This window comes from Streptomyces mirabilis (assembly GCF_039503195.1).
Classification (GTDB): Bacteria; Actinomycetota; Actinomycetes; order Streptomycetales; family Streptomycetaceae; genus Streptomyces; species Streptomyces mirabilis_D.
The window spans coordinates 8,530,007-8,542,976 of sequence record NZ_JBCJKP010000001.1 but is presented as its reverse complement, the minus strand read 5'-3'; the positions used below and the strand labels follow the sequence as shown (position 1 = coordinate 8,542,976).

Sequence of the window (12,970 nt, the reverse complement as noted above, 5' to 3'; positions counted from 1 at the left end):
GTGAACAAAGTCAATGAGCGTAGTAGCCTTCCCCGCAACACAGCCGCTGGGACACCGACCAGCCCAGCCGGCCCAGCACCTCGGAGACTGTTCGATGAGTACACCCAAAGCCGTACCCGTCAGCCTGGCCGAGATCGCCCGGATCGCCGGCGTGGGACGCGCGGCAGTGAGCAACTGGCGCCGCCGCCATGACTCGTTTCCCACCCGCATCGGCGGCACTGACGTCAGTCCGCAGTTCTCGCTGGCGGAGGTGGAGCAGTGGCTGCAGGACAACGGCAAGCTCAAGGACATCGGTGGCCGCGAGTTCCTCTGGCCGCGGTTCGAGGCGCTCGGCAGCAGGGACGAGTCGGGCTTGGCCATCGCCGAGTCGGCCCGTCTGATGCGCGTTCCTCGCGCTCGGGTCTCGCAATCCGAACTCTCCATCGCGGCAAAGGAGTTGGTGGGCGAGGCGGCGAGACTGGGGCGAAGCGAGGGGCCGCGCGAGACCTTTGAGTTCCTGCTACAGCGGTGGCTCGAAACGCATGTGCGACAACTCAGCACCACTCCTTCGCAGCTCGCCTCTCTGATGACCCGGATCGCCCTCACCGTACGCCTGGGCAAGGGTGAAGGAGGGCTCACCGCCTTCGACCCTGCCTGCGGCACGGGGCATCTGTCCGCCGCGGCCGCGCAGGAATACGACGGTTCGAGCCTGGTGGTGCTGGGGTGCGAGAGGGATCCGGCACTCGCGGCGCTGGCCTCCGCCCGACTCGGATTCGTCACCGAGAACCGGGAAGTCCGTACAGAGGTCGCCACGGCCGACGCGCTGCGCGACGACCCGTTCGCCGGGGTGCGAGCCGACATCGCGCTCTGCAACCCACCCTTCAACGAACGCGATTGGGGCTACGAGGAACTCGCCACCGACCAGCGTTGGACACACGGACTGCCGCCACGGACCGAACCGGAACTGGCTTGGGTGCAGCACCTGCTTTCCCACCTCAAACCCGGCGGAGCGGCTGTCATCGTCCTTCCGCCCGCCGTCGCGTCACGTAAGGCGGGCCGTCGGATCCGGGGCTCACTCCTGCGTACCGGGGTGCTCCGAGCGGTCGTGGCACTGCCACCCGGCAGCGCTCAACCACACAGCGTGTCCCTCCAGTTGTGGGTCCTGAGGGCCACTCCGGACAGCCCCGTTTCCACTGCTCCCAGCCAGGACGCACTGCTCGTGGATGCCACAGGCTTCGGACGACCCGGCTCGCGCGAGCCGGGACCCGACTGGGCTGCCCTCGGCGCTTTCGTCCTCTCCGCCCTGGAAGTCCTCGACCACCCGGACGCCGATCTACCGGAAAGCGCCGTCCGCGTCCCCCTGCTTGACCTACTGGACGACGAGGTGGACGTCACTCCCGGGCGCTACACCGCATCGAGCACAGAACCTTCCGGTATCGAACTGGCGGCTTCATGGGGGCAGTTGGGGGCCTCCCTGGCTGACCTGGCCGGACACGTGCAGTATCTGTCCAAACTCGGTTTCGAGGCCGAGACGCCGCAGGCCACGGCGACTGTCGGGGACCTCGTCAAGGCCGGTGCCCTCACGCTCCGCGCCGGACAACAACCATCGGAGACAGCGGCACCTTCTCGTGAAGCCGCCGTCCCACTCCTCACCGTTCCCGACCTACTGATGGACGGCACTCCCAGCGGGCTGCTCCCCGCCGACTCGGCACACACCATCGTCGAGGGAGGCGATGTCGTGGTCGCCGGTGTGGTCAGGGCGTTCAAGGCGTGGGTGCACGAAGGCCCCCCGGTGGCCCTGGGCCCCCAGCTCTACGCCCTGCGGGTGGACCCGGACAAGCTGGATGCCCACTTCCTCGCCGGCTGTCTGCGCGCGCCCGCCAACGGCCGCCAGGCAGGCACTCACGCATCAAGCTCGTCGAGGGTCGACATCCGCCGCCTTCAGGTGCTTCAGCTGCCTCTGGAGGAGCAAGCGGGATACGCCGAAACCTTCCGTCGGCTCAGCGTCTTCGAAGCCCTGCTCACCGAGGCTCAAGGACTGGGCAAGGGGCTGGTGAACGACGTGAGCGATCGACTTGCGGGGGGCGGACTGACCGTCTGACGGCATGCAGAGGTGTGACCCTCCTCCGTCCTCGAGGCGAACCACACACCAAGTCGCTGGAGTTGCCGGATGTGACTTCCCGGCATCCGGGCCGGCGCAACGTTCCTCGACGTCGACGGCCACTTCGGAACACACATCGGTGATCCGTTCCGCCAGTTGCACAGGCAGTTCGTCGGCAAGGGAAAGACAGTCCGCGATCACACGCAAGGCCGCGTCGATCTCCCCGAAGGCGAGTCGACACTCCGCCGCACGCAGCCGAGCCACGGCCCGTGCGACCACAAGGATTTCGCCGTCGCCGGGTTCGAGTTCCCCGGCCAGCCCGTCGTAGAGCTTGGCCGCGTCCCCGCACTCCCCGGCCAGTCGCAGCCCCTCCGCGGCGATCCGCCAGACCCGCGCAACGACAGGTCGGAGTACGCCCCACTCGGCTCGCACCCGTGGCGCAAGCTCCGCCAGCCGTCCGACAGCCTCGGCCGGAGCGTTCTGTTCGATCTCGAGCCAGGCAGCGTCACAGAGACCGGCGACCTCGGACGGGTCGAGCCACTCCTCGGCGTCAGGCGCCAGCCGACCAGGCCTGGTGAAGGACGTACGGGGAGAGCGGAACGGGGCCGTGGGGTCGGGCACAAGGCGCGGCCTCGGTGCCGGGTCACCCGAGCGAGGTGCCGCCGACCGGAAAAAAGCCGCACTGGAGCTCTGGCCAGGTCGAGGGACAGGTCACGCGAATCAAGCTGATCAAGCGGAAGGGTTATGGCCGTGCCAACCTTGATCTGCTCCGCAAACGGATCCTTCTGATGACCTGAGCAGGCCGCGTCGCCCTCTGTGTCGTCGCCGGCTACGGCCGCTCAGGCCACGGAGGCTCGCTTCGGATCGGCCGGGTCGATCGCGTGCTCCTCGAATCGAGCCTCAAGTTCCTCCAGGCCGTTCTCCCGGCGGAAGTCCTTCTCGGCTGTGGTGATCGGCAGCAGCCACAGGATCTGGGCGTGGGCTCCTCCGTTCCACTTGCAGATCTCGAACTCCGGACCGAAGGGATAGGGCAGGCTCACCAAGTAGTGATCGCATTCCGAGTCGTCGAGCCATGGTCTGCCGATCGGAACGGTGTGGCCGACATCGAGTCGTTGGTGGGCCGGCCCGCAGTGGTAGTACGCGTTCATGGTGAGGCTCTCCAGGTTGAGCCACTCGTCGCGCGGCGCCGCGAGGAAGAACTCCACCCCGTGACCGTCATGCTGAGCTGCCTCCCAGCAACCTGACGTCACATACAGCCACCAATCGCCGGGATGGGCGGGATGAACTCTGAACACCCGAAATCCGGGCACGCGTTCCTCTATGGGCCCATCGACTCCCGGGACCTCGTCGATGACGCGACCCGGCAGCGTCTTGCGAAGGTGATCGAGAAGAACGGAGCGGGCTACGGTGTTCGACATCCGCTCATGATGCCGAACACCACCGGCGGCTGCGAGAACGGGGGCCCAGAGCACTGCCCGATCGCTGAGTAGGCCCGGAGCGCGGTGCCGGGATTGCTCCCGGTCCGTTTCTCCGGACCTCTCGCCGAACCCGCCGTGCGCCTCTCAGCGCAACGGGCTCTCCACGGTCTCTGCCGTCAGGCGTGGTTGATACCGGTCCAGGGATTGGGGATCCTCGACGCCCGATAGCGGTAACGGGTGACCGTTACCGTCCGGAGGTCGAACAGTTCGATCCCGTCCGCGTGCGGGCGGCGCCAGCCCCCGTGGGGGTTGGCGAGCCACCGGCGGACGTCCTTCCACCTCCAGCGATGCAGAGCCCTCAGCCACCGGACCACCCGCCACCAGACGAAGTGTTCCAACATGCTGAAGGTGTGTTTCGCCACTGCGTGCTTGAAGTAGTTGGCCCAGCCGCGCATGATCTGATTGAGACGGATCAGCACGTCCCTGGGAGGGTGTTGCGACGTCCTGTGGGTCAGGGCACGGATCTTCGCCTTCAACGACCGGAGGGGCCGGTCGGCGATGAAGGTGTAGACGTACCACTTGTCGTTGGTTCCCTGCTTGCGGCGCCACTGGATGCGGAACCCCAAGAAGTCGAACCCGTCGGTCATGTGCACGATTCGGGTCTTGGTCGGTGACAGCCGAAGACCCAGAGGCTCCAGCACATGAGCGATGTCTTCGCGCAGCGTTTCGATGTCGTCGCGGGTGCCGTGCACGCAGACGACTTCGTCGTCCTCGTGCACGGCACCCGCGACGACCAGGGCGATCATGCCCCGCACACGAAGAAGCCCCCGCTCATCGAACAGGGACTCCCTTTGCCACAACGCACTGAGCTGGTGGACGCGGTCCTTGCGGAGACGAGGACGGTGCAGCAGCGTCTGCGTGATCTTCCGTCGCGGGTCGGGGTCTACTTCCTGCTGGCGATGTGCCTGTTCCCCGAGGTCGGCTATCGCCTCGTCTGGGACAAGCTGACTGCGGGCCTATCCGGGATGCCGGTGGTCTGACCGTCGGCGAAGGCGTTGCGTGACCTGCGCCGGCGGATCGGCAGCGCGCCGGTGCGGGCATTGTTCGACGCGCTGGCCGGATTGCGGGTCCAGCCGACCACGCCGAGGGTGCGTTTCGGCCCCACCACCGGGGGCGAGACAAGCTACGCCGGCCGGCTGCTGCATCTGCTGCGGCCGGACATGCTGGTGCTGTGGGACAAGGGATTCGACAGCAACGCCTTCCTCTCGGTGGTCACCGACGCCCAAGTCCTGGGCCAGCTCCGCAGCAGTCGGCGCACACCGGTCCTCTCACGCCTCGCTGACGACTCCTACCTGTCGGTGATCGGCACCGTGAAAGTGCGGGTCATCGACGCACAGATCGCTGTAACTTGCGCGAACGGCACATCCTTCACCGGGTCCTACCGACTGGTCACCACCCTGACCGACGCCCGCCGTCACCCCGCCACCGCGCTGGTAGGTCTCTATCACCAGCGGCGGGAACACGATCGGCGTACTACGCGCTCCGCCACACGATCATGAACGGCCGCAACCTGCGCTCGGGCGACCCGGCAGGCATCGAGCAGGAGATGTGATCCCTGCTCGCCCTCTACCAGGCCCTACGCACCGTGATGGTCGACGCCGCCGAGTCCCTCCCCGGCACCGACCCCGACCGCTGCTGTTTCACCATCGCGCTCCGAGCCGCCCGCGACCAAGTGATCCAGGCCGCGGGCATCATCGCCGCCGGCGCCGATCGGGACACTCTCCTCGGGACGATCGGCCGCCGGATCCTGGTTCGCCGGCTCGATCCCGCGATAAAGCCTCGTCGGCACGGGAGCAAAGTGGCCGGTTAAGCGGCCACATGTCAGGATCGGCACGTGTCTGAGTTCCTGAACGCCACCAAGAGCAGGGGGCGCCCTACCGTGCCGACTCCCAGGATGCGTCGGGTGGTGTTCGTCGCGGTGCTGAGCTCGGAGCGGACACTCGCCCTGGTACCTGACGAATCTCCTGGATGCCCGGCCCGATGGGTGCTTCCTGCAGGATCCGCCCGGGCCGCGGAGACCTACCGTGATGCGGCGATGCGAGTACTCCGCCATGTGGTCGGCGCGATGCCGACGCGCGGGGGCGCCGTTGAGGGGTGCTGTTGGGCTCAAGTTCCTGTGCCCGTCGGCCAGAGCCGTCGAGAGGCGCACGTGTTCATCTTTCGCCTCATGGTGGCTGGCGGCCTGCCGAAGCGTCTGCCCGAGAGGAGGGAGCCGGTGCGCTGGGCGGGACCGGACCAGTGGCCGGAGTTGTGCGCTCGCTGTGATCTGCCTGATGTGGATGTGCTGTTGACGGGTTACCTGGAGGGGTGGATCCCAGACGGGCGGATCACGTTGGGGCCTTGATCGCTCACGTTGCCCTGACGATTGTGGTGGCGGTTTCTTGCAGGGCTGCAGCGACTGCGGGCATGTCCTGTTCGCGCAAACGTACGGCGGGTGCGTGCACGGAGATCGCGGCGAGCGGCTCCCCGATGCGGTTCCGGACGGCCACCCCTACGCCGTGCAGGTCGTGTGCGCTTTCTTCGAGGTCTGCCGCCCATCCCCGGACTCTGATTTCCTCCAGCTCCAGCTCAAGCAGCGGCCATTCGGTGATGCTTGCTGCCGCCGTTGCGGCGAGTGCGGCCGGGAGAGCTGCGCGTACCTGTGCTGGGTCGCGGAGTGCGAGAAGGGCCTTGCCCGCCGCTGTGACATGCGCGGGAAGACACTGGCCGAGCGGAACGCTGACGCGCAGGACCTGTCGGCACTCGACTCCGTCGAGCAGCCGGACGACAGCCGTGTCCAAGGTATACAGGCATACCGTCTCCTGCAGCTTCTCGGACAGTTCTTCAAGGGGCCTACGGGCCTGCCTCCGGACGTCCAGCTGCGCGATGGCGTCCAGTCCCATGCGTACGAGTTGCGGCCCCAGTGAGTATCCGCGCTGCCCCGGATCGTGGCGCAGGAAACCCGTGTGCTTCAGGGTGACCAGGATGCGGTGTGCGGTGGAGCGGGACAGGCCGAGTTCCCGGGCGGTCTCGGTGACACCGATTTCTCCCCGGTCATGAGCCAGGACAAGAACATCCAGAGCCTTCGTCACCGATGCCAAGGCCTCGGTCGCCGACAGATGATTGGCATCCACCATGAAGGAACCGTAGCGCCCACAAGCTCCCGCGGACCGGGAGCTTTGACAGAATCCACACCGTCAGATTTCTGCGGTGACACGCCTCACGGCTCCAGTACGGCTTCGCGGAATTCCGACGAGTCACTTCTTCGTCAAGGAAGGTCAATTTCTGCGATAACTCCAACTGGACTTACCGCACTTGCGTGTGCTGCTGACCGTTTGGCGGCACCTCACAGGAACTGTGTGCGTGCCACAGTGTGCCGTCCCTACACTGGCAGCGGCCTTCCCTGAGGAGTTCACCATGGCGGGATACCGGACAGGCGCGCCTGCGTCGAGCAAAGGTGTCTATGTCGGCCTGGCCCGGCATGCCGTGGAGGAACTGATCGCTTCGCTGCGCGGCGAGTTAGCCACGCTGGAGGCGGTGCTCGCGATGATGTGCCAGGACGTCGAATCCGCCGATGTTCGCGAGGAGCGGCCGACCACCGAGGAGGAAACGGCGATCACCCAGCCCTCCGGGGAGGCCCCGTCCGAGGTTTCTGTCGCCGACGAGGATCCGTCGGCAGAAGTGGCGCCTCCGAGCTCTGGTACTCAGACCCTGGGGCCGCCGCGCAACGGAAGCATGCGCGATGCGATCCTCACGCTCCTGTGCGCCGCCCAGGAGGCGATGTCGATCACTGATATCGCGGCGGCCGTACGCCCGGGAGCGGACGCGACGGTCCGCTCATCCGTGGGGAAAACCCTCAACCGTATGAAGCAACTTGGTGAGGTGGAAAACGTAGCACCGGGGATGTTCCGGGCCGTGCTGTCATCCCGGGCTGCTTGATCCACCTGGGCACGGCCTCAACCCAATAAGCAGGCCTCCCTCGATTATCGGTCGAGGGAGGCCGCCCAAACGCACGAACGGACGCTTCTCCTAGCAGGGTTCCGGTCCGTCGTGCACGTTCACTCTAGCGCCGCCGACGGTAGCGCTAGAGAGAATCTGTGCCGTCATGCGATGGACCGTGCACGACTGACCTCAAACAGGCAATTGAGGATCAGCCATGGGCACATTGAGTCGTATTCGATCCGGGCCAGAGCGCAAGGCCCAGAGCGCGCTCCAGCCGGCAGACCGTCAGGACATCCGGCCAGCCAGCTCCCGCCAGCAGATCGCCGATGGTCTGTCTGCCGACGTCGCTCTGGGTAGCCAGCGCGCGCAGCGAGAGGTCGGGGCGCTCACCCAGGGCGGCGGCAAGGCGGCGAGCAATCGTCTGGACCACTGCGGCGGCAGGCTCCCCGACGATCCGGGCGTCCGGCCACTTGTCCGGGTCGACGGCGTAACTCCGTGGCGGCGCCGTGCGCGCTCGGCCTCCGGTCATAAAGATGCGCTCCTTCAGATCGTGATCGACACTGACGCCATCGGCCGGTTAACCGGCCACATGTCATGGGCCTTGCGCCTGGAGGTCGCTGTGTCGAATCGCCTGCTGGCGTACGCGCCGAAACCGGAGACGGTGCCGCCCGCCAAGTGGCGCCGCATCGCGCCAGTCGTCCGCTCGCTGGGATTCCTGGCCGTTGCGGCCGGGCCCTACGGCCCGGATGTGATCATGACGCCGCTCGCGCGACTGGTTGCTTGGGCCGAGGCCCAGGGCCTCCCGCTGGAACCCTCGGTGATCCTTGACCAGAGCACCGTCGAACGCTTTATCCTCGTCGGCTGCCGCGACATGGCCGCCAACAGTCGGCGTACCTGCAGCAGCCAGCTGCGCCGGGCATCCGAAGCCCTCCTGCTGGATCAGCTCGGGCAGCATCCGCCGATCCGGCTGAAGGCTGCCGCGACCCCGATGACGCCTTACCCACAGGCGGAAGTCGCCCACTGGCTGATCTGGGCGCAGAGCCTGCCCACCGCGGCCCAGCGGCGCAATGCCTGTCTGCTCTTCTGCCTCGGTATCGGGTGCGGCCTCGCCGTCGAGGATCTTGTGTACGTTCAGGGGCGGGACATCCAGGCGGGCCCCACCGGGCGAGCACTGGTCAAGGTTCACGGGCGCCGGCCGCGCACCGTCGTGTGCCGTTACGCCTACGAGGAACTGCTCCTGGCGGAGGCTGCAGACATCCCGGCAGACGCGTACGTGTTCCGGCCGGACTGGCAGGACCGCACCAGCAAGCACATCGCATCGGATTGGCTCGCCAAGTACCCACGGATCATCGGCCGTTGCGACGGGGCGGTGCTGCAGACCCAGCGGCTGCGCACGACCTGGATCGTCGATCTGCTGAATGCGGGCATTCCGCTGAAGGTGATCCTCAAAGCATCGGGGCTCGCGACGCTGCACAGCCTCTCGCGCTACCTCGTCTTCCTCCACGACGTACCCGAAGCAGAGGCATCCGATCTGTTGCGGGGAGCGGCGGCATGAGCAGGAAGAACCCGGAGAACAAACCCTGCCGGCGCACCGGCCTCGCCCTACGCCCCGCACCGCAAGCCCCCGGCCGTACCCTCAACGATCGCGTTGTGAACCAGGTCTTCCACCTTGTGCGGCACAGCGGCGTACTGGAGCGCCTCCCCTCCGACGACCACAGGCCGGGGCCCAAGGGCATGCCCTTCCGCACTGTATTGATCGGCCTGATCCTGTCGCAGTACATGGGCAAGAGCGCAAACATCGACGACGCCTGGGAGACGCTCTTCTTCGCGCTGTCTCCCGGGGCCAAAGCCCTGCTCGACGTTCCCGACATCGACCTGGACATCCCTGAGGGCGCCACCGGCGAAGAGATCGACCACATCGCGCACAAGCAGTACGCGATGTCGAAGCGGGTCTACCGGTCCTGGACGTCGATGACCAAGCGCCTCGACCCGGCGCCGCACGACCGCCGCAAACGGCTGACACTCGGCGAGGCCAAGAAGATCCGGCGGCAGTGGAATGCCCGCGCCAACAGGGACACCGTGCGCAACGTGGAAGCCATCGCCCAGGACCTGGTTCTCGCCCCGGTCATGGCCTCCTACCAGCGCGGCGACTTCGCTCGCTGGCAGGGTCACGTCGCGGTCGACGACACTCCGGTTCCGGTCTGGGGCAAAGAGCCTGACTACCGCAGGGACCGGGCCTCGCTTGAGATCACCGCCGGGATGTACGTGAAGGGAGGAGCGCCGAAGCGGCCGCTGGATCCCGGCGGAGCTGCGGCCCCCACGAACACCGGCACCCGACGCGGCGCAGCCAACAAGCCAGCGACTCGCAGTATCAAACCGACACAGAAGAAGACCAAGGCACCGGAGAAGAAGGAGTTCCGCTACGCCATGATGGCCGCGTTCCCCGGCCACGGCCACGGCGACCTCGCCGGCGCCTACCCTGCGGTCTGTCTCGGCATGATCCTCCATACCCCGGGCACCGAACCGGGGCCGGCCGCCCTCCGCGCCATCCAACCGGCCTTCGAACGAGGCATGGTCAAAGACCTCTTCTGCGCCGACCGGGGCATCTCCCAGGCCAAGCCCCGCAACCTGCATCTGCAGCTGCTCAAACTCGGCCTCAACGCGGTAAAGCACTACAACGACGACAAGGTCGACCGGCAAGGGGAGTTCCGCGGCATGGAGCTGGTCGGCGGCGAGTTCTACTGCCCGATGATGCCCACCCCGCTCGTCACCGCAGGCACCACTTACATCAACAGCCGCACGGACGAGGACCGCGCCCACGCACTCAACTTGATCCAGTCCCGAAAGGACTTCCAGACCAAGGTCAAGGAGTACGGGCCCGCAGGCGACCAGCGTCGGCAGTGCCCGGCCCTCGGACCACATGCCACAGTCACCTGCTACCGCCGCCCCCAACCGCGCCCGTCCACCATCGTTGACCTCGACGCCTCCACCGTCCGCACCCCGGCCGCCCTGCCCACCATCCCCAAGCCCAAGCGGGACACCGGCATCTACCCCGACATCTGCACCGGGAAAAGCATCACCGTCCCGGGCACCGTGCTGGCCAAGTGGCGGCAAAAGTACGCCTTGTTCACCGCGCCCTGGCAGGAAGCCTGGTCCGGACTGCGCAGTCAGAACGAGGGCGGCAACGGCAATCTCAAGAAGTCCGCCCTCGACAGCATCGACAACCCCCAGTTCCGCCTGCCCCACGGACGCGTCGCGCAGACACTGCTCAACGCCGTGATCATCTTCGTGGCGAACCTCAGAGCCATCCAACGGTTCCGCCGCGACCAAGGCATCCAGCCGCGCAAAATCAGCACGCCGCGTACCGCACCCCAAAACGGCCAGCCCACCGACCCACCCCGGCCGGAACCGCTCCCGACCGGGCATGCCAAGGCTCCGCCACGTGAGTGACGCATCCCCGCCGTGCTCCATCCCCTGAAAGCCCCACATGCCTGCGCCACGGCCACGAGCCGTCGCGCAGGCATGTCCTGTTTCCGCAGGTGAGAGGCGCAGCACCCGAACTGCCACCGCACCGTCCCCTCACCGAGCCGATCACGCGACCCGAAGGCCTCAGGAACGACGAAAAACCGGTGAGTCATATGACTCGACCGGTAATTCGTGAACGTATTGGGGACGATCTCGTGAACGTCCCAGCTGGTGTCCGAGGGGGGACTTGAACCCCCACGCCCGATAAAGGGCACTAGCACCTCAAGCTAGCGCGTCTGCCATTCCGCCACCCGGACCAGGTGTCTGCCGCCTGACCGGGGGGCTCCCCGCGGCGACATGGACAACAATACCAAGGTTTCGGAGTGCCTTTCACCTGCATATCCGGGCCGTGGGAGTGGCTGAGCGAGGCCGAACGAGGGGGCACCCGGCGACTTACCGTGGGCAACGCGACGCTCACCAAGGGTCTACGGAGCGGAGATCCGAACAGTCCCGCACCCGCACCGTCACTCCGCGATCCCATGCTCCTCCACCACCAGGATCCGCAGAGCCCGCACGAGCGCGGCCGCCGTCTCCTCGTCCAGCGGGTCGAGGAAGCGCCGCTCCATCGCGAGGCGCGCACGCTCGGCCCGGTCGAGGCAGTCCCGGCCCTCGGGCGTCAGCTCGACGATGTTCTTGCGCCGGTCCGCAGGACTGCGGCGCCGCTCGACCAGCCCCTGGTCCTCCAGGCCGTCGACGAGCGCGACCATCGTGGTGCGGTCGACGCCGAGCCGGCCGGCCACCTCGACCTGCGACAACGGGTACTCGGCGGCGAGCACCGCCAGCACCGCGAGCTCGTGGCCGTCGATCCCGAGGGGCGCCAACGCCGCCGCGGACGCCCGCGCCAGCCGCTGCTGGGCGTGCTTGAGCAGATAGCCGAGCCGGGACTCAAGGGGCACGGGAGGGACATGACGCGCGGGAGGTGCGGGAGGTGCGGGAGGGCGCTCACCGGTCATGCCGGAAACTGTACCCAAGACTGATTGTCAGCTGCGCTGATGATTGTCTAAGCTGAGCGATATGAGCGATCACCGCGTGCGCTTCGGTATCAAGACCACCCCCATGCACGTCTCCTACGACGACCTCCGCCGCGTCTGGCAGGAGGCCGACGCCCTGCCCGAGATCGAGGACGCCTGGCTCTGGGACCATCTGCTTCCGCTCCGCGGCCCCAAGGACGGCCAGGTCCATGAGGGTTGGACGCTGCTCAGCGCCCTGGCCGCGCAGACCGAGCGGCTGCGGCTCGGGCTCCTCGTCACCAGCAACCGCATCCGCCCGCCGGCCGTCCTCGGGAAGATGGCCTCGACCGTGGACGTGATCTCCGGCGGTCGGCTGGTCATGGGCATCGGCGTCGGCGGCACCCACCAGCCGCCCGGCACGGGCGGGATCTCCGGCGAGAATCCGGCCGTCGCCGAGTACGAGGCGTACGGACTCTCCCTCGTCCCGCCGGGCGAGGGGGTGGCCCGGCTCGGCGAGACGGTCGAGATCCTGCGGCGGATGTGGACGCGGGACGACCCCTTCGACTTCGAGGGGCGTTATTACCGGCTGCGGGGCACGCGGAACGAGCCCAAGCCGGTGCAGCGGCCCGGGCCGCCCCTGCTGATCGGCGGCTGGGGGACCCGGCTGCTGCGGCTCGTCGCCGAGCAGGCCGACATCTGGAACATCCCCGGGCCGCCGCACCACGACGTCGAGTTCGTCGCCGAGCGCGCTCGGGTGCTGGACGCGCACTGTGCCGACATCGGACGGGATCCGCGTGAGATCACGCGCTCCGTCCAGGTCGTCGTCTCGTACGACGACCCCGCCGCCACCCGCGCCACTGTCGCCGACCTCATCGGCATCGGCGTGAACCATGTCGTGCTCGGTCTGCCCCAGCCCTACCCCCCAGGTGTCGCCCGCTGGCTGGTGGACGAGATCATCGCAGGGAGCCGCAGGGGGCCGAGAGAGCAGGCGGCGCCCTGAGGCGGGTACCGCCCGC

At 67.5% G+C, this 12,970-nt stretch carries 14 protein-coding genes and 1 tRNA gene; 9 read left to right on the top strand and 6 right to left on the bottom strand.

What is annotated here, in order from left to right; all coding sequences use genetic code 11:
- Window positions 1-94 precede the first annotated feature (94 nt).
- Complete coding sequence (locus AAFF41_RS38620) at window positions 95-2,080, top strand: N-6 DNA methylase (protein WP_343325427.1); 1,986 nt, start codon at window positions 95-97, stop codon at window positions 2,078-2,080.
- A gap of 839 nt (window positions 2,081-2,919) precedes the next feature.
- Here the strand turns inward: AAFF41_RS38620 and AAFF41_RS38610 are convergent.
- Together AAFF41_RS38610 and AAFF41_RS38605 are read right to left on the bottom strand one after the other, a co-directional pair.
- Window positions 2,920-3,498, bottom strand: coding sequence for a suppressor of fused domain protein (locus AAFF41_RS38610; protein WP_343325426.1), 579 nt, complete (start codon window positions 3,496-3,498; stop codon window positions 2,920-2,922).
- A gap of 176 nt (window positions 3,499-3,674) precedes the next feature.
- Window positions 3,675-4,145, bottom strand: a complete 471-nt coding sequence (locus AAFF41_RS38605; RefSeq protein ID WP_343325425.1) for a group II intron maturase-specific domain-containing protein — start codon at window positions 4,143-4,145, stop codon at window positions 3,675-3,677.
- Window positions 4,146-4,199: 54 nt separating this feature from the next.
- On the opposite strand from AAFF41_RS38605, the gene AAFF41_RS38600 reads away from it, so the two are divergent.
- The 4 genes from AAFF41_RS38600 to AAFF41_RS51810 all read left to right on the top strand — a co-directional run bounded on the left by AAFF41_RS38600 (window position 4,200) and on the right by AAFF41_RS51810 (window position 5,902).
- Window positions 4,200-4,538 (top strand): transposase domain-containing protein, encoded by a 339-nt coding sequence (locus tag AAFF41_RS38600; protein ID WP_107067627.1) that lies wholly within the window; start codon window positions 4,200-4,202, stop codon window positions 4,536-4,538.
- A gap of 15 nt (window positions 4,539-4,553) precedes the next feature.
- Window positions 4,554-5,057, top strand: coding sequence for a hypothetical protein (locus AAFF41_RS38595; RefSeq protein ID WP_343325424.1), 504 nt, complete (start codon window positions 4,554-4,556; stop codon window positions 5,055-5,057).
- 86 nt (window positions 5,058-5,143) lie between these two features.
- Window positions 5,144-5,368, top strand: a complete 225-nt coding sequence (locus AAFF41_RS38590; protein ID WP_343325423.1) for a hypothetical protein — start codon at window positions 5,144-5,146, stop codon at window positions 5,366-5,368.
- A gap of 84 nt (window positions 5,369-5,452) precedes the next feature.
- On the top strand, window positions 5,453-5,902 hold the full coding sequence (locus tag AAFF41_RS51810; RefSeq protein ID WP_425526262.1) for an NUDIX hydrolase: 450 nt from the start codon (window positions 5,453-5,455) through the stop codon (window positions 5,900-5,902).
- Window positions 5,903-5,906: 4 nt separating this feature from the next.
- Here AAFF41_RS51810 and AAFF41_RS38585 read toward each other — a convergent pair whose 3' ends face one another.
- Window positions 5,907-6,674: an IclR family transcriptional regulator gene (locus AAFF41_RS38585; RefSeq protein WP_343325422.1), complete on the bottom strand. Its 768-nt coding sequence runs from the start codon at window positions 6,672-6,674 to the stop codon at window positions 5,907-5,909.
- Window positions 6,675-6,954: 280 nt separating this feature from the next.
- Here AAFF41_RS38585 and AAFF41_RS38580 point away from each other — a divergent pair, with 280 nt between their 5' ends.
- Window positions 6,955-7,476: a hypothetical protein gene (locus tag AAFF41_RS38580; protein WP_343325421.1), complete on the top strand. Its 522-nt coding sequence runs from the start codon at window positions 6,955-6,957 to the stop codon at window positions 7,474-7,476.
- A 211-nt stretch (window positions 7,477-7,687) separates the two neighbouring features.
- Here AAFF41_RS38580 and AAFF41_RS38575 read toward each other — a convergent pair whose 3' ends face one another.
- Window positions 7,688-8,008, bottom strand: a complete 321-nt coding sequence (locus AAFF41_RS38575; RefSeq protein ID WP_037737487.1) for a helix-turn-helix domain-containing protein — start codon at window positions 8,006-8,008, stop codon at window positions 7,688-7,690.
- A 21-nt stretch (window positions 8,009-8,029) separates the two neighbouring features.
- Between AAFF41_RS38575 and AAFF41_RS38570 the strand changes: the two genes are divergently transcribed.
- Together AAFF41_RS38570 and AAFF41_RS38565 are read left to right on the top strand one after the other, a co-directional pair.
- Complete coding sequence (locus AAFF41_RS38570) at window positions 8,030-9,034, top strand: hypothetical protein (RefSeq protein ID WP_343325420.1); 1,005 nt, start codon at window positions 8,030-8,032, stop codon at window positions 9,032-9,034.
- The gene (locus tag AAFF41_RS38565) at window positions 9,031-10,929 is read left to right on the top strand and encodes a hypothetical protein (RefSeq protein ID WP_343325419.1); all 1,899 of its coding nucleotides are present in this window, start codon (window positions 9,031-9,033) and stop codon (window positions 10,927-10,929) included. Before AAFF41_RS38570 ends, AAFF41_RS38565 begins: the two co-directional genes overlap by 4 nt.
- A gap of 244 nt (window positions 10,930-11,173) precedes the next feature.
- Here AAFF41_RS38565 and AAFF41_RS38560 read toward each other — a convergent pair.
- Window positions 11,174-11,261 (bottom strand) — tRNA-Leu (locus tag AAFF41_RS38560).
- Window positions 11,262-11,468: 207 nt separating this feature from the next.
- Window positions 11,469-11,900 (bottom strand): MarR family winged helix-turn-helix transcriptional regulator, encoded by a 432-nt coding sequence (locus AAFF41_RS38555; RefSeq protein ID WP_319749494.1) that lies wholly within the window; start codon window positions 11,898-11,900, stop codon window positions 11,469-11,471.
- Window positions 11,901-12,018: 118 nt separating this feature from the next.
- Here AAFF41_RS38555 and AAFF41_RS38550 point away from each other — a divergent pair, with 118 nt between their 5' ends.
- Window positions 12,019-12,954 (top strand): LLM class flavin-dependent oxidoreductase, encoded by a 936-nt coding sequence (locus AAFF41_RS38550; RefSeq protein ID WP_319749495.1) that lies wholly within the window; start codon window positions 12,019-12,021, stop codon window positions 12,952-12,954.
- The last annotated feature ends 16 nt before the right edge of the window (window positions 12,955-12,970 follow it).